Source organism: bacterium, assembly GCA_028820935.1.
In the GTDB taxonomy this organism is placed as follows: domain Bacteria; phylum Actinomycetota; class Acidimicrobiia; order Spongiisociales; family Spongiisociaceae; genus Spongiisocius.
The window spans coordinates 12189-34421 of the sequence record JAPPHZ010000030.1 but is presented as its reverse complement, the minus strand read 5'-3'; the positions used below and the strand labels follow the sequence as shown (position 1 = coordinate 34421).

Below are 22233 nucleotides of genomic sequence, written 5' to 3'. Positions count from 1 at the left end.
GGGCCATGCCGTATAGGGTGCCGCTGGCCGCGGTTCTCGTCCTGCTGAGCGGGCTGCTCTGGGCCGCACAGATCCTGTTCGGAACGTCACCCTGGGAAACCGGCGCCGCCTCGCTGGTGACCGTCGGGCTCGTTATCGAGGCCGCCGTGCTCGTGGTGGCCATGCTCCTTTCGCCAGGACGATGGGTCCGCATCGCGCTCATCGTGGTCGGAGCCGGCTGGGCGCTGACGGCTCTCCTGACACCGATCAGCGTCCTTTGGGGTCTGGCGCTGTCGACCGGCGCGGCGGGAGCCGGGCTGGCGTGGACACGCTCGCTCGACGGGTGGTTCCATCCGGTGAAGCCGGATCGGGTACCGACGGGGGCCACGGTCCTGGCGCTCGGCCTGGTGTGGATACCGGGCATCACCGGTCGGTTGGGAACACCGGACGTCACGGTCGGCGGCTGGGTCCTGGTGGGGTTCGGGCTGGTGGCGGGATGGGCCTACGCCCGCGCCGTAAACGGATCCCTCTGGGTGGTCCGGCTGGGCGTCCTGCCGCTGGGCGTGCTCGCCTCGCTCGGGCTGGTCCCCTGGGCGGCGACGGTGCTGGTGGCCGCCACCGCGGTGCTCACCTACCTGGCGTGGACGCCGGAGGCCCGTATGGCCACCGAGCCCCCACAGCCGCGACGGGGCAAGCCCGTCTCGATCCTGCCCGAAGTGACCCCGCCGGGGCTCATGGAGGCGGCCGGCTACAGCCGATCGGGCCAGCCCCTGGACGAGCGCGACTGAGGTTGGTCCAACTCCGCTACACCTTCGTGTTACCGGTCGGGCTGGCCGCGCTGATAGGAGGATTCATCGGCGGGACCGTCGCCCGCGTGGGATGCCTCGACAGCTCATGCGACACCCTGTCCGTCCTGCTGGTCGCAGCGGTGTCAGCGCTCGTTGCCGGCGGCGGGGTGGGGATCGTGGTGGTTCTGGCCGACCGATCCCTGAGGGAATGGCGGTCGGACAGCCGGGATGCGCCCGGCGGTGACCTCTCCGCCCCTCAGGATGACCGCGAGATAGAGGATGACGGCCGGCCCCCTGGCGATCGCGGCCGCCAGGGGTCCCTTTGGGATATGGCACTGGTGGGGCTGGTGGTCGGAGCCGGGGCTACCTTCGTGCTGGGGGCGGTGGCGCTCGGCGTGGGCGCTTTGATGGGGCGCATCCCCCTCGTCCTCTGGCTGCTCCTCGCCCTGGCCGCGGTGTCGCTGGTGGGCACCGTGGGCCTGGCGATCACACTCATCGCCCTGCGCGCCCGCCGCGATTAGTTACTAGTTGCTAGTGTGTAGTCAATTTTAATATTAGACTAGAGACTAGAAACTAAGGACGTCCGAAGATGAGCACCACGTTGTGCCCGCCGAACCCAAAGGAGTTGGTCATGGCGTACGCCACCTCCGCCTCGCGCGGCTCGTTGGGAACGTAGTCGAGGTCGCAATCGGGATCGGGCGTGGCGTAGTTGATGGTGGGCGGGATGATCCCGTGGTTGATCGCCTGGATGCAGAAGATCGACTCCACGGCGCCGGCGCCGCCCATCAGGTGTCCGGTCATCGACTTGGTGGACGAGACCGGCACGGCCCGGGCCGCCTTCTCGCCCAGAGCCAGCTTGATCGCCTGCGTCTCGGTGACGTCGTTGGCCTTGGTCGAGGTGCCGTGGGCGTTGATGTAACCCAGCTGCTCCGGCTCGAGGGCGGCCGAGTCGAGGGCGGCCTCCATCGCCCGCGCCGCCCCTTCGCCACCCGGACGGGGCAGGGTGACATGATGGGCGTCGGAGGTCATCCCGTACCCGATCACCTCGGCATGGATACGAGCACCCCTGGCCAGAGCCCGCTCGCGATCCTCGAGTATCACGCACACGCCGCCCTCCGACATGACGAAGCCGTCCCGATCGGCATCGAACGGGCGGGAGGCGCCGGTCGGATCCTCGTTACGGGTGCTGAGCGCCTTGCTGCTGTTGAAGGACCCGATGCCGAATTCGCAGATCGTGGCCTCGGCGCCGCCCGCCAGCATGACATCGGCGGCGCCCCGCCGGATTAGCTCGGCGGCGTCGCCGATGGCGTTGGCAGATGCCGCGCACGCCGTCACCACGCAGGTCACCGGCCCGCGCATGTTGAAGCGGATGGAAGCCACCCCGGCCGCCTCGTTGGGGATGATCATCGTTACCGCCAGCGGGCTGATCCGGGAAGCCCCCCGGTCCATCATCACCTTGATGTGGTTGTCGAAGGACAGCATCCCCCCGAGGCCGGAGCCGACCACCACCCCGGCCCGGTGGGAGTCTGAACTGTCGGCCACGAAGTCGAGACCGGAATCGTCCATGGCCTGCTGCGCGGCGCTCACGAAGAGCTGCGCCGAGCGGTCGAGCCGGCGGGCCTCCCGCCTGGGGATGACGAGTTCCGGATCCCAACCGCGCACCTCACCGGCGAATTTGGTCTGCACTCCGGAAGGATCGAACTGGGTGATCGGACCGATCCCGGACTCGCCGGCCAGGGCCGCCTTCCAGGTGTCTTCGACCGTGTGACCGAGCGGCGTGATGGCGCCCATACCGGTCACCACCACCCTCCGGGCCTCCCCGCGCATGGACGACCCCCGAATTGCCCTCTTAGGAGGCGAGCTTGGCGACTACCAGGTCGATCGCCTCGCCCACCGCCGTTATGTTCTCGGCCTCCTCGTCGGGAATCTTGACGCCGAACTCGTCCTCGAGGGCCATCAGTAGCTCGACCACTCCCAGCGAATCCACCTCGAGGTCCTCCTCGAAAGTCGCCGCGTCCGTGATCTTGTCGGCATCGAGGCCCAACTCGTCAACGAGCAGATCCCGCATCTTGGCCTGAACTTGCGAGCGATCCATGTTGCTTGTCTCCTTGATGTGATTGCGTTGCGGGGTCCCGACTCAGAGGACGAGACCGCCGTCGACGACCAGAACTTGGCCGGTTATGTACGAAGCGCCGTCCGAGACCAGAAACGCCACGGCCGAAGCTATCTCCTCGGCCCGGCCGATCCTGCGGAGGCTGGTCGTAGAGCGTACCTGCTCCAGGAACGAGTCCGGCAGGCCGGACGTCAGTTCGGTAAGCACAAAGCCCGGCGCGACCGCGTTTACCGTAACCCCTCTGGAACCGACCTCCCTGGAAAGGGACTTGGAGAAGGCGATCACCCCCGCCTTGGAGGCGGCGTAGTTGGTCTGGCCCGGATTGCCGACCAGGCCCGACACGGAGGCTATCGACACGATCCTCCCCCACTTCTCCCTGAGCATTCCGCGCAGCGCAGCCTTGCTGCACAGGTAGACGGATTTCAGGTTTATCTCCATGAGCCGGTCCCAGGCGGCCTCCTCCATGCGGAGCAGCAGGTTGTCGTCCGTGGTGCCGGCGTTGTTGACGAGGATGGTCGGACGACCGAGCCTCTCCTCCACCTCCGAGAACAGCCTGGTCACGTCGGCCGCCCGGCTCACATCCGCCGCGAACGCGGCCGCCGAGCCCCCCGCTTCCCCGATGCTCTCCACCACCTCTGCCGCCGGCCCGGGCCGGCTCCGGTAATTCACCGCCACCGAGTAGCCCCGGCCGGCCAGGGCCACGGAGATGGCGCGCCCGATCCCTCGGGAACCACCGGTCACCAGCGCCACCTTGCTCATTCGAGCTCGAGCCTCCCGAAGGACTTGAAATTGGCCTCCAGCAGATCCCACACCGATTCATCGGTGCCGGGAAGCTCGTCATCGACTTCCCCGATGGGCGTGACCCGCTCGCCGAACCGAACCGCCGCGGCCGCCCATGTGAGCCCTCCGCCGAAGGCCGCGAACACCAGGTTGGCGCGGGGAGGAAGCCGCCTGGCCTCGATGGCCTCCGTCAGCGCGATCGGGATGGTGGCGGCGCTGGTGTTCCCGTACGCATGGATGTTGAGGAAAACTCGGGCAGGATCCAGCTTGAGCCGCCGGGAGGTGGCGTCGATGATCCGCTGGTTGGCCTGATGCGGTATCAGGAGGTCGATGTCGTCGAGATCCCATCCGGCCTGGCGTACGACCGCCTCCGAAGCATCCGCCATGGCCGTCACCGCCCTCCGGAACACGTCCGACCCCTGCATCACGATCCGGGGTGGTGTGAGTGACGAGCCGGGCTGGACGGTGCCGTCGCCGTCCACGGACAGGAGATCGGCCATCGTTCCATCCACCCCCAGCTCGGAGCCGAACACTCCGCCCTCGGTATCGGTCGGCTGAAGGACGACCGCTCCTGCCCCGTCCCCGAAGAGGATGCAGGTGACGCGGTCCGTGTAGTCGAGCACCCAGCTGAGGCGCTCCACACCGACCAGCACCACCGTGTCGGCGACCCCGGCCCGGACCAGGGCGTCGGCGGTCACGTAGGAGTAGACGAACCCCGAACAGTTGGCGTTGAGGTCCATCGCGCCGGCGTTGACCGCTCCCAGCTTGGCCTGCACGTAGGAGGCGGAGGCGGGAATGATCGACTCGGGGGTGCAAGTGGCATTGATGACGAGATCGATCTCCTCCATCTCGACACCGGCCGCGGCGATGGCGCGGCGGGCGGCCAACTCGGCCATGTCGCTAGCGGCTACGTGGGAGATACGCCGCTCCTTGATACCGCTGCGAGAGGTGATCCACTCGTCGCTGGTGTCGACCAGTTGCTCGAGGTCAGCGTTGCTGAGGACGGTCGGAGGAAGGGCCTTGCCCCAACCGGTAATCTCGGCGTACCTCATCCATCCCTCTTCTCGTGGCGGCCGGCCCGGTTCACCTGCAGGCATCGATACGACAGGGAAGCCCCTTCTTCGGATGGATGGGCAGGCCGGCAGGGCCTCGCGCAGGCAACTCTAGCGAGGGTCTTGAGCGATGGCGGGGTCACAGGGCGCCGTAGGGTGAAACGGGCCGGGCACGAGCGGAGGGGGTGCGGCGGGCGGTGACGGATCATGACCGGTCAAGGCGGCCGGCGACCTCCTCGACGTCCCCGATCGACGACGCGACCAGGACCCGGCACCCGCGGACTGCCCTCCTGGCCAGGCCGGCCGTGACGTCCCCGGGGCCGACGTGGACGAATGCTTCGACGCCGGCGTCCGCCATACCACGCAGGGTCTCGCCGAACCGGACCGGGGCGGTGATCTGGCGGCTCAGCATCTCCTTGACCTCCCCGCTCGCCATAGGCCGGGCGGAGACGTTGGCCCATACGGGGAAGGCGAGGGGGCGGATCCCCACCCCGGACAGCGCGGCGGCCAGGCTCGATACGGCCGGCTCCATGAGCGGCGTATGGAAAGCGCCCGCCACCTCCAGTTCGATCGCTCGCCGGATCCCCAGATGGCGGGCGTTGCGGACCAGCCAGCCGATGTCCTCGAGCGCTCCGGCCACCACCACCTGGCCCGGAGCATTGCGGTTGGCCACCCAGAGCCTGCCACCCTCGAGCCTCCGGTCCGCCGCGACCTGGTGGGCTACCTCATCCGAGACCCCGAGGAGAGCGGCCATTCCGGAATCCACCCGGGCCACCGCATCGGCCATGGCGCGGGCTCTCCGGTCCACCAGTCCGAGCCCGGTCTCGAAGGAGAAGGCTCCGGAGGCCGCCAGTGCCGTGTACTCCCCTAGCGAATGCCCGGCCGCCGCCACCGGCGGGTGGCCCACCCGTTCGCTGAGCTCCGTCCAGAGCTGGTACGCCAGGGCGTAGAGGGCCGGCTGGGCGTGTTCGGTGGCGGTCAGCCGCTCCTCCGGCCCTTCCAGGCACACGTCACGGAGAGACCATCCGAGTACCCGGTCCGACACGTCGACCAGCAGATCGGGCCGAGCGCCGAAGAGATCGGCACCCATGCCAACCCGCTGGCTTCCCTGGCCCGGAAACAGAACCGCGTACTTCACTGTTGATCTTCGACCTGACGCCCGGCTACACGGTTACCGAGCCGACCCGTCGGCGCCGGTCTGCGGCGCCGGCCACGCCCGTTCAGCCGGCGCGCAGGAAACGGTTGAGGGCCATTCGCAGCGGCCTCGGGACGGTGTCGGCGATGGCGCTGATCAGGTCGATCATCACGGTGAGTGCCTGATCGGGGCCGTCCCAGTGCTCCCTGACCACCGCCACGCCGACCTCCTCGATCACGTGCCGCAACGCCAGCGCCATCAGCAGGATGTCGTCGGTCTTGCCCAGCACGGGAATGAAGTCGGGTATTACGTCGATCGGCGAGAGGGCGTACGCCGCCGCCAGCCCGGTAAAGACCTTTGCCCGGACGGGCACGCGGGGATCCGCGGCCAGGCGGGCCACCAGCTTGCCCAGGTTGGGCACCAGCATGACCGCCTCGCGGACGAGCGCACGCGTGCGCTCATCGGCCATCCTTGCCTCCAGCCAGTCACGGATCACAGCAGCCTCTCCCGAGCGTGAAGTCCGGCGCCGATAACACCGGCGTCCTCCTTGAGGGCGGCGCATACTATCGGCGTCGGATCCCGGTGGTCGGATCCCTCCAGCGCACTCCGGAACGACTCCCGGACGGCATCCAGGAACAGATCACCGACCTGCGAGACGCCCCCGCCGACCACCACGATCTCAGGATCCATGGCCGCCACCAGCCCGGCGATACCGACACCCAACCACAAGGCCACCTCCTGAAGAGCTCCGGTGGCGTCAGGATCGCCTTCCATCGCGGCCCGAGTCAGGTGCCCTCCCTCAGGTAATTCCCCCCAGGCCAACTTCGCGACCAGCCCTCCCGGACGCGCCGCGGCCAGGTCCCTTGCCATCTGATCGAGCCGGCGACCCGAGGCGAAGGTCTCCCAGCAGCCCCTCTGACCGCAGGTACAGCGAGGCCCTCCGACATCCACGGGGATGTGACCCACCTCTCCGGCGAACCCCCGCCCGCGATAGGGACGCCCGTCGATGACCCAGGCACCGCCGATGCCGGTCCCGAGAGTGATCATGCAGACGTGCCGGTAGCCGCGAGCGGCGCCTACGCGTGCCTCGGCAAGACCGGAGACGTTGGCGTCGTTGTCCACCACGGTGGGAAGGCCCAACTCGGCTTCGAAGATCTCGCGGAAGCGAACCTCGCGGCCTTCCACGTTGGGACCCCAGATCAGGACGCCCGCCTCGGCGTCCACCAGGCCGGCGGCGCCGATCCCGACCGCCTTGATGCGGGAGTCGAGTAGCGAATGGGCCACCTCGACCGGCACCGTCTCCATCTCGGCGGCCGTGGCAGGTCGGGGCATCGCCAGATGCTCCACTATCTCGCCGCGCGCGTCCACATGGGCGAACGCCATCTTCGTTCCACCCAGATCGATACCCAGGGTCAGGTCACGGTCGTTCATCGGCCTCGGCGTCGCCTCGGTCTCGGGCTCTCCTACAGATTGCGGGCTCAGCATATCCCGCCCCGTTTGCCGGCATGTCCTGCCCTTCATAGGAACCAGAAAAAAGTTAGGCATTTCCTGGAAGAAATCTCAGCGCATTTATGTTAGATTATATGACTAGCACCCAACGGTGGTCGGCCGACGAAGCCGGACCCACCCCGATCAGAGGAAAGAGCACGCATATGCAACTGGTACGTACCCGACCCTTCAAGTTCGTCCCGGACATCGACTCGTTGTTCGACGGCCTCCCGCTCGCCGGAACCCATCTCCTCGGTGCCCGCGATCGGCTGGGAGCGCCGACCCTGGTGCCCCGCGTGGACATCATCGAGTCCGGCGCCGAGATCACGGCCCGCTTCGAGATCCCCGGATTCGAGTTGGCGGACCTCGAGGTCACGGTGGAGGACAACGTGCTGACCGTCAAGGGCTCCCGTTCCTACGACCTGGCGGATGGGGCCACCTACCGCCACCGGGAGTTGGCGGACGGCGGGTTCTCCCGCTCCATCACGCTGGCCGACAACGTGGACAGCGATCAGGTGACCGCCCGGCTCGCCAACGGCATCCTGGACGTTGTGGTCCGGAAGCAACCGGACGTCCTGCCCAGGACCATCGAGATCGAGGCTGCCTGAGCGCTCCGTCCGTCATCTGAGACCAGACCAGAGCCTCCCCCAACCCGTTCCGGCGTACCCTCCCACGCCGGAACGGGCGCGTCCAGGGGTCTGTAGCCGGAAGCCGCCGGTTGGTGACGAGGGTGATCGATCACCGGGTCGAGGCCGAGCGGTCAGCTCCCTTCGGCCCGCTTCCGTAGCGCGCGCAGGGCCGTGCCCACTATCTGCTTCTCGGCCTGGCTGAGCAGGTATCCGGGGATGTCGAACCCGGGAACCACCCTCAGCATGTAGACCGCCATGGTTCCCTCTCCGAGCTCGCGGAACTCGTAGGATCCATCCAGCTCGAGGACATCCCGGCCCGGCTCGGCCGTCCAGCGCATCGCGTGGGGTGGGTCGTAGATGTAGCGGAAGGTGACCTCGACCTGGCGGATCATGGCATCCACCACGAGGGTGGCTCTGACCGGCCGTCCCTGGGCGTCCTTCTCGTGGACCGAGACCCGCCGCACCCCGCCGGCCCACTCCGGGTAGGCCTCCAAATCGGCCGCCACGTCGAAACACTTGGCGGGCGGAGCGTCTATCTCAATGGCTTGGAGAGTCGACTTCGACACTCTCTAACCCCATCCTTCCGAACCGGCGGGGACGCGGTGAATACTCCTCGTTACGGATCGGCGCTCGGAGGGAAGTCGCGCGTTCAGGACGGTGAAGTCTCCCGCACGATTTCTAGCACCTCCTCCCCGTACAACTCCAATTTAGTAGGACCGACTCCGCTTACCGCTAGCAACTCCTCCTCGGTCCGCGGCCGACGAACAGCTATCCCCGCGAGGGTTCGGTTCGAGAACACTACGTAGGCCGGGACACTGTCTTCCTTGGACCTGTGGCGACGCCAGGTCTTGAGCCTTTCGAGCAACTCGGGATCGACATCCACCGACGTTTCCGGTCGCGCCGCCGTGGCCGGTTTCCGGGCCGTCGAGACCCGAACCTCCCGAGGCTGCCGGCCTCGCATCTCGGCCAGGAACGGTGAGGGACGGCCGGCGTCCGCCAACACCACCGCCTGCCGGCGGGCCCGGGTGATAGCCACGTAGAGAATGCGCCGCTCCTCCTCCAGGTTCTCCGACAGGTCGTGGGGCATCAGGCCCCGATCGGCCCCGAATACGAGCACCCGGTCCCACTCCATGCCCTTGACCCGGTGGACCGTGGAGAGCGTCACACCGTCCCGGACCTCGCCGGCGCCGCGGTGTCGCGCCAGCACCGCCCGCAGGTCCTCCTCGAATGTTCCCACCTCGCGGTACACGGACGCGGTCCGGAGGAGCGCCACCAGATCGTCGGCGTGACCGGCCTTGTCCACCCGGGTCCGGTTCCGATCCAGCAGGTGGGCCGACCGTCCCAGACCGATGACATCGATCAGCCGCCGGAGCACGGGGCCGACCGTTCCGTTCCGTACCTTGCCGGCCAGCCCGGCGATGTCGTGAACCCACGTCACCCACGCCTCCGCCTGACGCCCCTCCAGGCCCTCCGCCAGTTCCCGGAGATCCTCCAGCGAATACACGCCGAGTTGGAGGCGCCGGTCCGCCAAGCGGTTGAGCCCCCGGGAGGGTCGGCGGACTGCTTCGAGCAGGTCCAGGCGCCCCATCTCCTCCGGGCGGAGACCCAGGCGGATCCAGGCCAGCACCGATCTCATGACCGACCGGTCGAGCAGACCGGGTTCGATCCTGGAGTTCAACGGGAACCCGGCCCGGTCCAACCCGGCCAGCACGGGGAGGAGGGATGAATTGACCCGGGCGAGTACCGCTATCTCGCCGGGAGGGACCCCGTTCGCCAGCCAGGCGCGAACCCGGTCGATCGCCTCCCCGGTCACTTCCGGATCGGGCCGCTCGAGGATCAGGAGGCGGTCGGTCCCGTCCGGCGAGCCGGGCGCCGGCCTGACCGCCTTCGGCACCCGGACGCGGTTGCGGGCGAGCAGATGGTTACCGGCGCCGATCACTGCGGCCGGCGAGCGGTAGTTCACTTCTAGTGCGTGCTCCTCCGCCCCCGGGAAGAGCCGGTCGAAGTCCACCAGGAAGCGAGGGTCCGCCCCCGCATAGCCGTAGACGGTCTGATCGTCGTCCCCCACCCCGAACACGTTGAGGCACGGCGATGACAGCACGCGGAGCAACAACACGTAGGCGGGCGTGAGGTCCTGGAACTCGTCGACCAGCAGGTGCCTGCACCGGGGCTGCCATCGAGCCCGGAGGTCGGGATCTCGGAGCAGCAGCTCAATGGCTCGGTAGATCTGCTCGTCGTAGTCCACCAGGCTATGCCGTTGGAGCCGGTAGCGGTAGCGCCTGAAGACCTCCGCGAAGCCGGGGATGTCGTCGCGGCCCTCCTCCACCTCGGCCGGATCCGCCAACCCGAGGCGGGCATCCGACAGGGCCTCCAGGTAGGGGCCGATCACGTCCTTGTTGAGGACGGGCCGGCTCGGTACGAGGCCCCTGAGCCGGCCCCGGACCTCTCCTTCGTCGAGGAGGCGGGCGTCCGGCAGCGCTTCCCTGACGATCGCCCAACCGAGGGAGTGGATGGTCCGGATGTGGACGTCCTGCCTCCCCAGGCGTTCCCTCATCTGGGCGGCGGCCCGGTTGTTGTAGGCGACCGCGGTCACCAGACCGGGCTCGACCCCGCGGTGGTCGACCAGGTGGGCGAGCCGGGCCAGGAGGGTCCGGGTCTTACCCGATCCGGCGGTGGCGATGATGCGGGCGGGGCCGGCACCATGCTCGACGGCCGCTCGCTGGGCGGGATCCAGATCCGGGTCGAGCCTTGCCCGCGAACGGCCCGGACGGAGGCGACCCACCACGACCGACTCGGCATGCACCACAGGAAGGTCGAGCGGCTCCCTAGGACCTCCGTCCACCCAGGCCGGTTCGCCGTTCCGGAGGACTATGTCGGCGGGACCACCCTCGGCGGCGCCCAGCCCGGCGGCCTTCGAACCCCACCACCACACCGGGGTGCCGCTGCGGCAGTCCCAGTTGTTGGCCCAGACCAGGAAGTGAAGCCGCTCCCTGAGGATGGTGAAGTCCGTTCCGAGTTGCCACAGCGGGCGCTCCTCTATGACCGGGCGGCGGAGTTCCTCCTGGTCGACAGCCAGCTCAACCGCTACACGCTCCCGGGCCGACCAGCCCCGATGGAGCCGGTCTACCGTCCCGGCCAGCAACTCGGGCGAATCCAGGAGGTCCTGATCCACCCGCACCCTGGGCAGCCCCTCGATCGGATCGGGGTCGCCGGGGTTGACGACCACCCCGCGCCCCAGCTCTACCGGCCCCGGGAACACCATGGCGACAACGTACCACCGGACGGTGACACTTCAGCCGTGGCGGACCGCGCGAGCCGTGGCCCGGAAGTAGCCGACATTGCGGCAGACGGTACGGCCCACCCGCCACTCCTGTGCCTGGGGCTGGTGGATGTCTCCGAAGTAGTGGTAGCGGGGCCGGTGGGTTGCCAGGTAGTCCAGCACCACCGGGGACGACCGCTCCAGTATGCCCGTGACCACGTCCCGCCGGAGCGGCGCCACCGAGGGGGCGACATGGGTGCAGAGAATGTCCACCCGTCCCAGGGCGTCAAGCTTGGCGGCCATGGCCTCGTGCGCCACCTCACCGCGGGCCCGGGCCGGGGTCGGCACCCCTCCCCCGGCGAACCCGACCGAGTAGCCCTCGATCTCGACCACCTCGCCGTCCACCAGCCTGACCTCATCCCCCAGCACGACCGCCATCTCCTCCGGCCAATCCACGTTGCCGTAGATCACATAGGCCTTCTCGGCGGGGAGCAGGGCCCGGCGGGCGGCCCGGTACTGACGGCGCACCTCGGCGCGGATGCGTTCGGCCAGTTCGGACTCCCGCCCCTCCTGGACGCGGCGCCACAGGCGGCGGTTGGCCGGCCAGTCGCCGGTCGCTCGGTTACGGATGAACTCCCGGGCGTACTCGGGGCCGTACACGTCGGCGGCGATCCCCCGGCCGGTGCGGTAGTCCACGAAGTTGATCAGATCCCCGAGCACCAGGAGAGGCCCTCCAAGTGAGGCGACCCGGGCCAACTCGGTGAAAGCGCCATGCACGTCGCTGACGATCAGCATCGACCACCACGATCATCGCCATCCTGCGGCCCGACGGCCGGAAGCCTTCGATCGGGCGGGAGGAGCATGTCGGCAAGGCTAGTGGTCTGTACGAACTGGTCACTCAATCTATGATTGGCGCGCATGGAAACAGCTATAAACCGCGTCAGCAGACGGATAACCCAGGAACGCTCCCAGGGCGGCTCGCAGGCCATGCTCTACGCCACCGGCCTCACGCCCGGCGACATGTCGAAGGCCCAGGTCGGGATCGCCTCGATGTGGTACGAGGGCAACAGCTGCAACATGCACCTGGACGAGTTGGCCGCCCAGGCCAAGCTGGGGGTCACCGAGGCCGGCCTAGTGGGGATGCGCTTCAACACCATCGGGGTCTCGGACGGGATGTCGATGGGAACCGACGGCATGTCCTACTCGCTCCAGTCCAGGGATCTCATCGCCGACTCCATCGAGACCGTCATGAGCGCCCAGTGGTACGACGCCAACATCTCCATCCCGGGCTGCGACAAGAACATGCCGGGGGCGGTCATGGCGATGGCCCGTATCGACCGTCCGGCGCTGATGATCTACGGGGGCACCATCCGGGCCGGCGTCAGCCGCCACGGCGACCCGATCGACATCGTGTCGGCCTTCCAGTCCTACGGCGAGGCGATCGCCGGCCGCCTGAGCGAGGATGATCGGCTTGACGTGGTCCGCAATGCCTGCCCCGGCGCCGGCGCCTGCGGGGGCATGTACACGGCCAATACGATGGCGGTTGCGATCGAGGCCTTGGGGATGAGCCTCCCCTACAGCTCCTCCACGCCGGCTACCGACCCGGGCAAGGCGGCCGAGTGCCGGGAGGCGGGTGCCGCCATCCGGAGGCTTCTCGAGAAGGACATCCGCCCCGGCCAAATCATGACCCGGGCTGCGTTCGAGAACGCCATGGTCATCACGATGGTGCTGGGCGGCTCCACGAACGCAGTGCTGCACCTCATGGCCATGGCCCACTCGGCCGGGGTCGATCTGGACATCGAGGACTTCCAGCCGGTCAGCGACCGCATCCCCTACCTGGGCGACCTCAAGCCCTCCGGCCGGTATGTGATGGAGGACCTGCATGAGGTTGGGGGGACACCGGCGGTGCTGAGGATGCTGCTGGAACGGGGCGCCATTGACGGAGACTGCCTGACCGTGACCGGCCGGACCATGGCCGAGAACCTCGCCGACCTGCCCGGCCTGGCGGAGGGGCAGCTGGTGATAGCGCCCTGGGACAACCCGGTGAAGGACTCCGGCCACATCCAGATTCTCCGGGGCAACCTGGCCCCCGAGGGGGCGGTAGCCAAGATAACCGGCAAGGAAGGCCTCTCCTTCACGGGCACGGCGCTGCCCTACGACAGCGAGGAGGAAATGCTCTCCGCCCTGGAGCGGGGCGAGATCGGGCCCGGATCGGTGATCATCATCCGCTACGAAGGCCCGAAGGGCGGGCCGGGCATGCCCGAGATGCTCACACCCACCTCAGCCATCATGGGCGCCGGTCTTGGCCAGGACGTCGCCCTGATCACGGACGGCCGCTTCTCGGGCGGCTCCCACGGTTTCATCATGGGTCACGTCTGCCCAGAAGCCCAGGAGGGCGGCCCGATCGCGCTGGTGGAACCCGGGGACCGGATCTCGATAGACGCGGTGGCCCGGACCATCACCCTCGACGTATCCGAAGCCGAGTTGGCCGACCGTCAGGCGGCCTGGACGCCCCCGCCGCTCAAGGCCACCCGTGGCACCCTGGCCAGGTACATCCGGACGGTGTCAACAGCAAGCACCGGATGCGTGACCGACGCCTGAACGTCTAGCCGCTATTCGGCCGGGGGTGTCTCGCTGTCGACGATGCCGACCACCGCGCCGGCCGGGTCCGAGAACACGGCAAAGGTCACGGCGCCGGGAATGCTCGTCACCGGCATGACCACCCCGGCGCCGGCGGCCACCGCCCGATCCAGGTAGCCCTGGATGTCGTCGACCTCGATGTAGATCATCACCTGGTTCTCCCCGGTGGGCGAGGCTTCGATACCGCCATTGATCCCCGTTTCGGCGCCGGTGTTCACGAGGCCGTATTCCATCTCTGTCGCCACCTCGATCTGCCATCCGAAGACTTCCCTGAAGAAATCCCGGCTCTTGGCGGGCTCCGTGGACTGGATCTCGAAGTGGACTACGGGGTTGGGCATGGCATCCTCCTGCGCGTCGGACGTGAGTGGCCGGAGAGCCACGGTAGCGCAGGGATCAACCTACCGGTCGCGGCTGGATAGACACCGGGCACGAGGGGTGGGGAACGACAGCCTCCTGCGTCAGGACACAGCGACGGCGGTGTAGGTGGAGACCCGGGTGAACGACCCCGATGGCACAGTCGCTCCGAAGTGGTCGCCCCAGCACGTGATCGTCCCGTCGGTCCGCAACCCGCAGCCGACAGACACCGCTGTGAACGACCCCGCAGGCGTGAACGACCCCGAAGGCCACTTCTCACTCGGTTCGCCCCAGCAACTGATGGTCCCGCCGATCCGCAACCCGCACGACCGCCTGCTGCCGGTGGAGACCTGGGTGAACGACCCCGAGGGGGTATTCGTCTGCCCGAGAAAGTTGTTGCCCCAGCAGTGGACAGCCCCGTCGGTCCGGATCCCGCACGAATGATCGCCGCCGGCGGAGACCTGCGTGAACGATCCCGAGGGTGCGGTCGCCTGTCCCGAGTCGTTATCGCCCCAGCAGTCGATGGTCCTGTCGGTACGCAACCCGCACGAATGCCTGCCTCCGGCGGAGACTTGGGTGAACGATCCCGAGGGAGCATCGGCCTGCCCCCGCGAGTTGTCGCCCCAGCACGAGACGGTTCCGTCGGTCCGCAACGCGCAGGAATGATCGCCGCCGGCGGACACTGCGGAAAATGCTGCACCCACACCTCCTGCCGAGGACGCGCCGCTAGGCCGGGTACCGACACTGCTCGCCACGACGCCGCTGACGACAGACCCGGACGCTTGCCCGGAGCGGCTTCTCGTATCCAGGTCCTCGACCGACCCTTCGGAAGCAGCAGGGCCGTCACCGGTCGGGACCGATGCCGCCAGCCCCCTGGCCTGGTCCGGCGTAGCCAGCACGGACACGACCACCACAAACGCCACTACCAGAATCAACTGAGCCCGCCTACGGCGCCGGTCTACTCGTATGGCGTTGAACCCGGTCACGCAGTCGCCCGAGTGCTTGACCGCTTCTCCACGGATCCGCCCCGCCTCGTACACATAACCTGCATAGGCGGCCTGACCTTAGTGATGCCGGTCGTCCGGGTAGCGTGGGCAGCGGCATGCGAAGCGTCAGCAATCTTCTGATAATCGGGGGCTTGATCGCCATCGCGGCCGGCCTGGCGGCCCGGTTCGGGCTTCTTTCCTGGTTCGGCAACCTGCCGGGCGACATCCGGCGGGTCGGGGACCGGTCGGTCGTGTTCATCCCGCTCACCTCGATGCTGGTGGCGAGCCTATTGCTCACGATCGTGGTCAACCTGGTGGGCCGCTTCTTCCGCGGATAGGCAAGCGACCCGGGTTACGTCTCGGGGTACGCGCTCTCGGAGAGGGGCGTCTAGGGCTTCGCTTCAGCCGTTGAGTGCCCAGGTGGCGAGGGCCTCGCTCCACAGGCCCAGCGATCCGGCCCGCTGGGCTTGTTCCCGGACCTCGCGATCGCTGGAGACCACCGCCGCCGAGGCGCCCAGGCCTCCGGCTAGGTCGATCAGTTCGTCGTCGGCCTTCCATCCCTCACGCGTGTACCTGACCTCGATCCCGTTGGGCAGGGTCTCGGCGCTCGTCTCGCTTGCCCGGCCCGAGTCCCACACCACCGTGATGCGGGGACGCCCCCTCGCCCTTACCTTCAACTCGGCGAGGTCGTTCTGCAAGCGATCCCTTATCTCGGGACGGCTGAACCGATCGGGCGGATACATCTTGGCGGTCACGTTGTAGCCGTCCACCAGCAGCGCGAACGGCCGGTCCAACTCGATCAACCACTCGACTGCTTGCGGGCTGTAGGGCGCCACTCCTGCCGGCAGGACGAGCGGCTTCGATCCGGCGGGAGCCGGCTCCATCACGACAGGCGCCGGTCCCGGGAAGAAGGCCTGCACCACCCCATCCAGTTGACGGGCTGCTTCCACCGCATCCATATCCGCCCACACGTTCAGCCCTGCGGGCGGGGCGGGTGGGGCATGCTCGATCCGCCGCTCCCTCTCCAAGTCCCCACGCGTCTCGGCGAGGCGTTGCCCGGTGTTCTCCAGTTCGGCGCGGGCCGCCTCAAGATCGCCTGCCAGCCGGCGGTTGTCCCTTCTCAGCTGATCGCAGGTTTCGATGAGCTCCGGTTCCACCGTGGATCGAGCCTCCTCCCATGCCTGTTCCACCCGGCGGTCGGCCTTGCGCCTCGCTTCCTCCGCTTCCACACGGGCTTGCCGGGCATCGCCCTTCCACTTCTTCAGCTCCGACTCCAACTCGCCGATCCGCCGCTCGTGGCGTTCGATACGAGCCGAGTTCCAGGCGTCGCGGAGGTCGCGGCGGATCCGCTCCAAGCGGTCCTCCCAACCGTCCGGCCGCAGCAGGAAGAGCGCGGCCGCCTGCTCGTGGGGGTCGTCGCCCTTCTCCGAACCGTCGAAGTCCTCTGCCACCTGCTCGCGCAACCACTCGTCCTGGTCGATCTCCTTGAGGACAAGCTTCTCGAGGGGCGCCGGTAACCGCTGTCCCGTGCTCTGCGCGACTCGATGCATCGACCGGGGCACTTCCCGCCACTCCATTTCTCGGAGGGTCCCGCGGGCCACTTCGACAACCTGGCGGAGGAGTCGGCGTTCCGGTTTGCGCATTCCCCAATCGTAAGCAGGTGGCGGACCGCTATGTCAACGCCGATTTATGTCGGCACAAATGTTGACATCACGGCCCGCATGCTCCATACTTCGGCTTCTCATGACCGGCCGCAGCCTCGTACTAGTACTTATGTAGCGCACCGTCGCAACGCGGCGTGTGCGCTCAAGCCCTCCGTCCGGAGGGCTTTCTGTATGAGAGCACCACAGGAACCAGCGAGAACAGCAAGGAAGCAGATGGGCATGTTCACCGGCGCAGAGATACTGATCAAAGCACTCGAATACCAGGAGGTCGACACCGCCTTCGGCATCCCCGGCGGCGCCATCCTCCCCGCCTACGACCCGCTGCTCGACGCCGGATTCCGTCACATCCTCGCCCGCCACGAGCAGGGGGCCGGCCACATGGCCGAGGGCTACGCATGGGCTACCGGGAAGGTCGGCGTGGCGATGGCCACTTCGGGCCCCGGCGCCACCAATCTGGTAACTCCGCTGGCGGACGCGCTGATGGACTCGGTTCCCATCGTGGCCATCACCGGGCAGGTGCCCACGCACGCGGTCGGTAACGACGCCTTCCAGGAGGCGCACACCACCGGCATCACCATGCCGGCCACCAAGCACAACTACTTCGTCACCCACGCTGAGGAGATCGCCCAGACCGTCGCCGAGGCGTTCCACCTGGCGTCAACCGGACGTCCCGGACCGGTGCTGGTCGACATCCCCAAGGACGTGCTCAACGCCCGCGTGCCGTGGCGGGATCCGGAGCCGGTGGCCATGCCGGGATACCGCCCCACCGTCTCCCCCCACCCCCGCCGCGTGCGGGAGGCCATCCGGCTCATCGAGAGCGCGGAACGCCCCGTTCTCTACGTCGGGGGCGGCATCATCAAAGCGGGAGGGAGCGAAGCCCTGACCGCCTTCGCCCGCATGACGAACATGCCGGTCATCACCACCCTGATGGGTCGGGGCGCCATCTCCGATAACCATCCCAACACCCTGGGAATGCCCGGGATGCACGGCCTCTACGCCGCCACCACCGCCATGCAGAAGGCCGATCTGCTGGTGGCCATCGGCGTGCGTTTCGACGACCGCGTCACCGGAGATCCGGACGCCTTCGCACCGTTCGCCAAGGTGATACATGCCGACATCGATCCGGCCGAGATCGGGAAGGTGCGCGTTCCGGAGGTTCCGATCGTCGGCGACGCCCGCCTGATACTGGAGGCGATGTGCGAGCGCTGGGGAGACAGGCCGACCCCGGAGTTGGAGAAGTGGTGGACCACCATCAGGACCTGGCAGGAACGGTACCCGCTCCGCTTCGACCAGCAGTCCGACGGTCCGCTGAAGCCCCAGCACGTGATCAGCCGCCTGCGGGACCGGGCGGACGATGACGCCATCGTGGTTTCTGGCGTGGGACAGCATCAGATGTGGGCCTCCCAGTACTGGCGGTTCGACCAGCCCCGCCACTGGATCAACTCCGGCGGGCTGGGCACGATGGGGTTCGCGGTGCCTGCGGCCATCGGCGCCAAGGCCGGCATGCCCGATCAGCAGGTGATCGCGGTGGACGGCGACGGCTGTTTCCAGATGACCGTCCAGGAGCTGATAACCGCCGCCTACGAGCGGATCCCCATCAAGGTGGCCCTGTTCAACAATGCCGCGCACGGCATGGTCCGCCAGTGGCAACGCCTCTTCTACAACGAGCGGTTCTCCGCCTCCGACCTCGGGCAACAGCTCCCGGACTACCCGAAGCTGGCCGAATCCATGGGTTGCGCGGGGCTGCGCGCCACCCGGGCGGACGAGGTGGATCAGGTGATCGAGACCATGCTCGAGATCGACGACCGGCCGGTGGTGGCCGAGTTCGTGGTGGACCGGGACGAGATGGTATTCCCGATGGTGCCCGCCGGCGGATCGAACGACATCGTCCTCAACGGACCGGAGGATCTGTGACCGAGCAACAGGTATTGAGCGTCCTGGTGGAGAACAAACCAGGTGTCCTGGCGAGGGTTTCATCGCTGTTCGCCCGGCGGGGATTCAACATCCACTCCCTCGCGGTGGGGCCGGCCGCCGACCCGGGGCTGTCGAGGATGACCATCGTGGTGCGGGCGCCCGAGCTGGAGCAGGTCAAGAAGCAGCTTCACAAGCTGGTCAACGTGGTGAAGATCACCGAGTTGGACCCCGGGTCCTCGATCGAGCGCGAGATCATGCTGGTCAGGGTGCGGGCCAACTCCCGGCAACGCTCCGAGGTCCTCCAGCTGGCCACCATCTTCAGGGCGACTCCGGTCGACGTGGGTGTGGACTCCATCACGTTCATGGTCACCGGCTCGCCCACCAAGCTGAACGATCTGCTCGAGCTGATCCGCCCGTTCGGACTCGTCGACCTGGTGAAGTCGGGACGGATCGCCATGAACCGCGAACCCAAGGCCCGCAAGCTCAAGGCCGTGGGATGACGTTCCGCCGCCGCCCCGTTACGATTCCCGACCGGTCAGCGATCCCCGGAAGGTAGACATGGCTGCAATCTTCTATGACGACGATGCCGATCCCGCCGCCGTATCGAGCCGCAGGGTGGCGGTCATCGGATACGGGAGCCAGGGTCACGCCCACGCCCTGAACCTGCGGGAGTCGGGAATCGAGGTGAGGGTCGGCCTCAGGGAGTCGTCCCGGAGCCGCATCCAGGCCCAGGACGAGGGTCTTACGGTCGGAACCGTGGCGGAGGTCTCCGACTGGGCGAACGTGGTGATGATGCTGGTGCCCGATCAGCACATGGCGGACCTCTACGCAGCCGAGGTCGCCCCCAATCTGGCGGACGGCGACGCCCTGATGTTCGCTCACGGCTTCAACATCCACTTCGACGAGATTACCCCCGACCCGGGCCTCGACGTGCTGATGGTGGCGCCGAAGGGTCCCGGACACCTGGTACGACGCACCTACACGGAGGGCTCAGGGGTGCCGTGCCTGCTCGCGATCCACCAGGACGCAACCGGCGGCGCCCATGGACTCGGCCTGGCCTACGCGTGGGGTATCGGCGGCACCCGGGCCGGCGTGCTGGAGACCACCTTCCGCGAGGAGACGGAGACCGACCTGTTCGGGGAGCAGGTCATCCTCTGCGGCGGGTTGTCGGCACTGGTCACGGCCTCCTTCGAAACGCTGGTAGACGCGGGCTACGCACCCGAGTCGGCCTACTTCGAGACCCTCCACGAGCTGAAGCTGATCGTCGACCTGATGTATGAGGGCGGCCTGTCCTGGATGAGATACTCGGTCTCCGACACGGCCGAGTGGGGCGACTACAGCACCGGCCCGCGGATCATCACCGACGAGACCCGGCGGGTCATGCAGGACGTGCTGGCCGATATCCGCTCGGGACGGTTCGCCCGCGAGTGGATGGCCGAGGCCAGGGCCGGAGCGCCCGAGCTGCTGCGGCGCCGGGCGGCTGAGCGCAGCCACCAGGTCGAGCAGGTGGGCGCCGGCCTCCGCGAGCTGATGCCCTTCCTCACCCCCAAGACGCCGAGCGGCTGATGGGCGGCATGGAACATCCGTCGCCCACTCCCGCACCGGTCGGTCCCGGCCGGTTCCTGCTCCGGCGGCTTCCGGGGCTAGGAGTGTGCTGAAAAATGTCCAATTGGCCCGATAGCCGGCAACGGAACGGAGATCGGCGCGTGGCGGGCCCACACATCCCCGTCTTTTTCAGCATGCTCCTAACGGGCCTCCACGACCTGACGTAGGGTCGTGGAGGCGCCCCCTCCCTTCATCACCGCCAACCCACCCACCTCTTCCAACCGGAGCAGACTGCCATGCCACAGGACAAACTGATCATCTTCGACACCACCCTCCGAGACGGGGAGCAGGCGCCGGGAATCGCCCTGACCCCTGACGAGAAGCTCACGATCGCCCGGCAGTTGGCCAGGCTGCAGGTGGATGTCATCGAGGCCGGCTTCGCGTCCGCCTCCGACGGCGACTTCTACGGCGTTTCCCAGATCGCGAAGCTGGTCAAGGGCCCGGTGATCGCCTCGCTGGCCCGGTGCACGCCGGACGACATCGACCGCGCCTACGACGCGGTCCGCCACGCCGAGCGCCACCGGATCCACGTCTTCCAGAGCACCTCCCCCATCCACATGGAACGGATGCTCCGCAAGACCCCGACCGAGGTGATGCAGTCGATCATCGAGTCGGTCCGCCGGGCCCGGCGCTATACGGACGATGTCGAGTTCTCTCCCCAGGACGCCACCCGCTCGGACCCGGACTTCATGATCGCCACCTGCCAGGCGGCGGTCCGGGAGGGTGCCACCACCATCAACATCCCCGACACGGTGGGCTTCGCCACCCCCCAGGACTATGTCGAGTTGCTGCGGCGGGTGTACGACGAAGTGCTCGATGGCAGGGACGATGTGATCGTGTCGACCCATTGCCACAACGACCTCGGGCTGGCCGTCGCCAACTCTTTGACCGCCATCCATGCGGGGGCCCGCCAGATCGAGGGCGCCATCAACGGGATCGGCGAAAGGGCAGGAAACACCTCCACCGAGGAGGTGATCATGGCCGTCACCACCCGCCAGGACCATTTCGGGGTGGAGGTCGGCGCCAACACCGCCGAGATCGTGCCCACCAGCCGGCTGGTCTCCCGGCTCACCGGGTATCCCATCCAGTTCAACAAGGCGGTCGTGGGGCGCAACGCCTTCGCCCACGAGTCCGGCATCCACCAGCACGGGGTGCTCCGTGACCGGGAGACCTACGAGATCATGGATCCGGAGTCGGTGGGAGCGACCAGCCAGATCGTGCTGGGCAAGCACTCCGGACGCGCCGGATTCGCCGACGCGCTCTCCAAGCTCGACATCGTTCTGGAGGATGACCAGTTCAACGAGGCCTTCCTCGCCTTCAAGGAGATGGCCGACCGGAAGGTGGAGATCAACGAGCAGGAGCTGCGGGCCATCATCCGCCACGAAAGCCGCCGCGTCCCGGACGCCATACGGATGGTGTCGATGCGGGTGCGAGGGGGAACGGACGTGGAGCCCACCGCCACCGTGGTGGTGGCGCGGGGTGACGGAACCGAGACCGAGGAGTTCACCGGCACCGGGGGCGGGATGGTGGACGCCACCTTCGCCGCGCTCAAGAAGGCATCCGGGCTGAACCCCCACCTCCTCGACTACCGGGTGGTGCCGGTCACGTCCGGCGCCGACGCCATGGCCGAGGTCAACGTGGTGATCCAGATCGACGGTATGTCCCGGAGCGGGCGAGCAATCTCTACCGATGTGGTTGAAGGTTCGGGCCGTGCGTTCGTAGAAGCCCTTAACCGGGTGCTGACTGCGGGCGCCGGGACGGCGGCCTAGGAGGGTACTGAAATACTGTCCCGTTGGCCCGATAGCCGGAAACAAGACCCCAGGTAGAAGCCTCGCGCGGGCCAACCA

The 22233-nt window shown here is 67.8% G+C and carries 22 protein-coding genes; 9 read left to right on the top strand and 13 right to left on the bottom strand.

Annotation, left to right across the window (positions count from 1 at the left end; translation table 11 throughout):
• Nucleotides 1-5 precede the first annotated feature (5 nt).
• Together OXM57_07840 and OXM57_07835 are read left to right on the top strand one after the other, a co-directional pair.
• Nucleotides 6-767 carry a hypothetical protein gene (locus OXM57_07840; protein ID MDE0352590.1) on the top strand — a complete coding sequence of 254 codons (762 nt, stop codon included), beginning with the start codon at nucleotides 6-8 and terminating at the stop codon, nucleotides 765-767.
• A gap of 2 nt (nucleotides 768-769) precedes the next feature.
• Nucleotides 770-1288, top strand: coding sequence for a hypothetical protein (locus tag OXM57_07835; GenBank protein ID MDE0352589.1), 519 nt, complete (start codon nucleotides 770-772; stop codon nucleotides 1286-1288).
• A 52-nt stretch (nucleotides 1289-1340) separates the two neighbouring features.
• Here the strand turns inward: OXM57_07835 and fabF are convergent, their stop codons facing one another.
• The 7 genes from fabF to OXM57_07800 form a co-directional block, all read right to left on the bottom strand.
• Nucleotides 1341-2594 carry a beta-ketoacyl-ACP synthase II gene (gene fabF / locus OXM57_07830; protein ID MDE0352588.1) on the bottom strand — a complete coding sequence of 418 codons (1254 nt, stop codon included), beginning with the start codon at nucleotides 2592-2594 and terminating at the stop codon, nucleotides 1341-1343.
• A 22-nt stretch (nucleotides 2595-2616) separates the two neighbouring features.
• Nucleotides 2617-2862: an acyl carrier protein gene (gene acpP, locus OXM57_07825; protein MDE0352587.1), complete on the bottom strand. Its 246-nt coding sequence runs from the start codon at nucleotides 2860-2862 to the stop codon at nucleotides 2617-2619.
• 42 nt (nucleotides 2863-2904) lie between these two features.
• Nucleotides 2905-3639, bottom strand: a complete 735-nt coding sequence (gene fabG, locus OXM57_07820; protein ID MDE0352586.1) for a 3-oxoacyl-[acyl-carrier-protein] reductase — start codon at nucleotides 3637-3639, stop codon at nucleotides 2905-2907.
• Entirely contained in the window at nucleotides 3636-4712 is a 1077-nt protein-coding gene (locus tag OXM57_07815; protein ID MDE0352585.1) for a ketoacyl-ACP synthase III, read from the bottom strand. The genes fabG and OXM57_07815 overlap by 4 nt, the downstream gene beginning before the upstream one ends.
• A 205-nt stretch (nucleotides 4713-4917) precedes the next feature.
• Nucleotides 4918-5850: an ACP S-malonyltransferase gene (fabD, locus tag OXM57_07810; protein ID MDE0352584.1), complete on the bottom strand. Its 933-nt coding sequence runs from the start codon at nucleotides 5848-5850 to the stop codon at nucleotides 4918-4920.
• 82 nt (nucleotides 5851-5932) lie between these two features.
• Nucleotides 5933-6343, bottom strand: coding sequence for a DUF1232 domain-containing protein (locus tag OXM57_07805; protein MDE0352583.1), 411 nt, complete (start codon nucleotides 6341-6343; stop codon nucleotides 5933-5935).
• Nucleotides 6340-7278: an ROK family protein gene (locus OXM57_07800; protein MDE0352582.1), complete on the bottom strand. Its 939-nt coding sequence runs from the start codon at nucleotides 7276-7278 to the stop codon at nucleotides 6340-6342. The genes OXM57_07805 and OXM57_07800 overlap by 4 nt, the downstream gene beginning before the upstream one ends.
• Before the next feature lie 221 nt (nucleotides 7279-7499).
• Here OXM57_07800 and OXM57_07795 point away from each other — a divergent pair, with 221 nt between their 5' ends.
• Nucleotides 7500-7943, top strand: a complete 444-nt coding sequence (locus tag OXM57_07795; protein ID MDE0352581.1) for an Hsp20/alpha crystallin family protein — start codon at nucleotides 7500-7502, stop codon at nucleotides 7941-7943.
• 152 nt (nucleotides 7944-8095) lie between these two features.
• On the opposite strand, the gene OXM57_07790 is transcribed toward OXM57_07795, so the two are convergent.
• The 3 genes from OXM57_07790 to OXM57_07780 all read right to left on the bottom strand — a co-directional run bounded on the left by OXM57_07790 (nucleotide 8096) and on the right by OXM57_07780 (nucleotide 12018).
• Nucleotides 8096-8530: an SRPBCC family protein gene (locus OXM57_07790; protein ID MDE0352580.1), complete on the bottom strand. Its 435-nt coding sequence runs from the start codon at nucleotides 8528-8530 to the stop codon at nucleotides 8096-8098.
• Between the two features lie 83 nt (nucleotides 8531-8613).
• Nucleotides 8614-11226 carry an ATP-dependent DNA helicase UvrD2 gene (locus tag OXM57_07785; GenBank protein MDE0352579.1) on the bottom strand — a complete coding sequence of 871 codons (2613 nt, stop codon included), beginning with the start codon at nucleotides 11224-11226 and terminating at the stop codon, nucleotides 8614-8616.
• 30 nt (nucleotides 11227-11256) lie between these two features.
• Nucleotides 11257-12018, bottom strand: coding sequence for a metallophosphoesterase (locus OXM57_07780; protein ID MDE0352578.1), 762 nt, complete (start codon nucleotides 12016-12018; stop codon nucleotides 11257-11259).
• Nucleotides 12019-12141: 123 nt separating this feature from the next.
• On the opposite strand from OXM57_07780, the gene ilvD reads away from it, so the two are divergent.
• Nucleotides 12142-13824: a dihydroxy-acid dehydratase gene (ilvD, locus tag OXM57_07775; GenBank protein MDE0352577.1), complete on the top strand. Its 1683-nt coding sequence runs from the start codon at nucleotides 12142-12144 to the stop codon at nucleotides 13822-13824.
• Between the two features lie 11 nt (nucleotides 13825-13835).
• Here the strand turns inward: ilvD and OXM57_07770 are convergent, their stop codons facing one another.
• Nucleotides 13836-14201: a VOC family protein gene (locus tag OXM57_07770; protein MDE0352576.1), complete on the bottom strand. Its 366-nt coding sequence runs from the start codon at nucleotides 14199-14201 to the stop codon at nucleotides 13836-13838.
• 120 nt (nucleotides 14202-14321) lie between these two features.
• Entirely contained in the window at nucleotides 14322-14900 is a 579-nt protein-coding gene (locus tag OXM57_07765; protein ID MDE0352575.1) for a hypothetical protein, read from the bottom strand.
• Between the two features lie 419 nt (nucleotides 14901-15319).
• Between OXM57_07765 and OXM57_07760 the strand changes: the two genes are divergently transcribed.
• Entirely contained in the window at nucleotides 15320-15541 is a 222-nt protein-coding gene (locus OXM57_07760; protein MDE0352574.1) for a DUF2905 domain-containing protein, read from the top strand.
• Nucleotides 15542-15604: 63 nt separating this feature from the next.
• On the opposite strand, the gene OXM57_07755 is transcribed toward OXM57_07760, so the two are convergent.
• Entirely contained in the window at nucleotides 15605-16846 is a 1242-nt protein-coding gene (locus OXM57_07755) for an NYN domain-containing protein (protein MDE0352573.1), read from the bottom strand.
• A gap of 192 nt (nucleotides 16847-17038) precedes the next feature.
• Here OXM57_07755 and OXM57_07750 point away from each other — a divergent pair, with 192 nt between their 5' ends.
• The 4 genes from OXM57_07750 to OXM57_07735 all read left to right on the top strand — a co-directional run bounded on the left by OXM57_07750 (nucleotide 17039) and on the right by OXM57_07735 (nucleotide 22155).
• A complete protein-coding gene (locus OXM57_07750; protein MDE0352572.1) occupies nucleotides 17039-18781 on the top strand; it encodes an acetolactate synthase large subunit in 1743 nt (580 codons plus the stop codon).
• Nucleotides 18778-19281 carry an acetolactate synthase small subunit gene (ilvN, locus tag OXM57_07745; protein ID MDE0352571.1) on the top strand — a complete coding sequence of 168 codons (504 nt, stop codon included), beginning with the start codon at nucleotides 18778-18780 and terminating at the stop codon, nucleotides 19279-19281. The genes OXM57_07750 and ilvN overlap by 4 nt, the downstream gene beginning before the upstream one ends.
• Nucleotides 19282-19339: 58 nt before the next feature.
• A complete protein-coding gene (gene ilvC / locus OXM57_07740) occupies nucleotides 19340-20347 on the top strand; it encodes a ketol-acid reductoisomerase (GenBank protein ID MDE0352570.1) in 1008 nt (335 codons plus the stop codon).
• 275 nt (nucleotides 20348-20622) lie between these two features.
• Nucleotides 20623-22155: a 2-isopropylmalate synthase gene (locus OXM57_07735; GenBank protein ID MDE0352569.1), complete on the top strand. Its 1533-nt coding sequence runs from the start codon at nucleotides 20623-20625 to the stop codon at nucleotides 22153-22155.
• Nucleotides 22156-22233: the final 78 nt, after the last annotated feature.

Excerpts from the sequence above, each read along its gene's own strand:
- OXM57_07840 (MDE0352590.1), top strand. The coding sequence starts at position 6 with ATGCCGTATAGGGTGCCGCTGGCCGCGGTTCTCGTCCTGCTGAGCGGG.
- fabF (MDE0352588.1), bottom strand. The coding sequence starts at position 2,594 with ATGCGCGGGGAGGCCCGGAGGGTGGTGGTGACCGGTATGGGCGCCATC.
- acpP (MDE0352587.1), bottom strand. The coding sequence starts at position 2,862 with ATGGATCGCTCGCAAGTTCAGGCCAAGATGCGGGATCTGCTCGTTGAC.
- fabG (MDE0352586.1), bottom strand. The coding sequence starts at position 3,639 with ATGAGCAAGGTGGCGCTGGTGACCGGTGGTTCCCGAGGGATCGGGCGC.
- OXM57_07815 (MDE0352585.1), bottom strand. The coding sequence starts at position 4,712 with ATGAGGTACGCCGAGATTACCGGTTGGGGCAAGGCCCTTCCTCCGACC.
- OXM57_07800 (MDE0352582.1), bottom strand. The coding sequence starts at position 7,278 with ATGAACGACCGTGACCTGACCCTGGGTATCGATCTGGGTGGAACGAAG.
- OXM57_07795 (MDE0352581.1), top strand. The coding sequence starts at position 7,500 with ATGCAACTGGTACGTACCCGACCCTTCAAGTTCGTCCCGGACATCGAC.
- OXM57_07785 (MDE0352579.1), bottom strand. The coding sequence starts at position 11,226 with ATGGTGTTCCCGGGGCCGGTAGAGCTGGGGCGCGGGGTGGTCGTCAAC.
- OXM57_07780 (MDE0352578.1), bottom strand. The coding sequence starts at position 12,018 with ATGCTGATCGTCAGCGACGTGCATGGCGCTTTCACCGAGTTGGCCCGG.
- ilvD (MDE0352577.1), top strand. The coding sequence starts at position 12,142 with ATGGAAACAGCTATAAACCGCGTCAGCAGACGGATAACCCAGGAACGC.
- OXM57_07770 (MDE0352576.1), bottom strand. The coding sequence starts at position 14,201 with ATGCCCAACCCCGTAGTCCACTTCGAGATCCAGTCCACGGAGCCCGCC.
- OXM57_07760 (MDE0352574.1), top strand. The coding sequence starts at position 15,320 with ATGCGAAGCGTCAGCAATCTTCTGATAATCGGGGGCTTGATCGCCATC.
- OXM57_07755 (MDE0352573.1), bottom strand. The coding sequence starts at position 16,846 with ATGCGCAAACCGGAACGCCGACTCCTCCGCCAGGTTGTCGAAGTGGCC.
- OXM57_07750 (MDE0352572.1), top strand. The coding sequence starts at position 17,039 with ATGAGAGCACCACAGGAACCAGCGAGAACAGCAAGGAAGCAGATGGGC.
- ilvC (MDE0352570.1), top strand. The coding sequence starts at position 19,340 with ATGGCTGCAATCTTCTATGACGACGATGCCGATCCCGCCGCCGTATCG.
- OXM57_07735 (MDE0352569.1), top strand. The coding sequence starts at position 20,623 with ATGCCACAGGACAAACTGATCATCTTCGACACCACCCTCCGAGACGGG.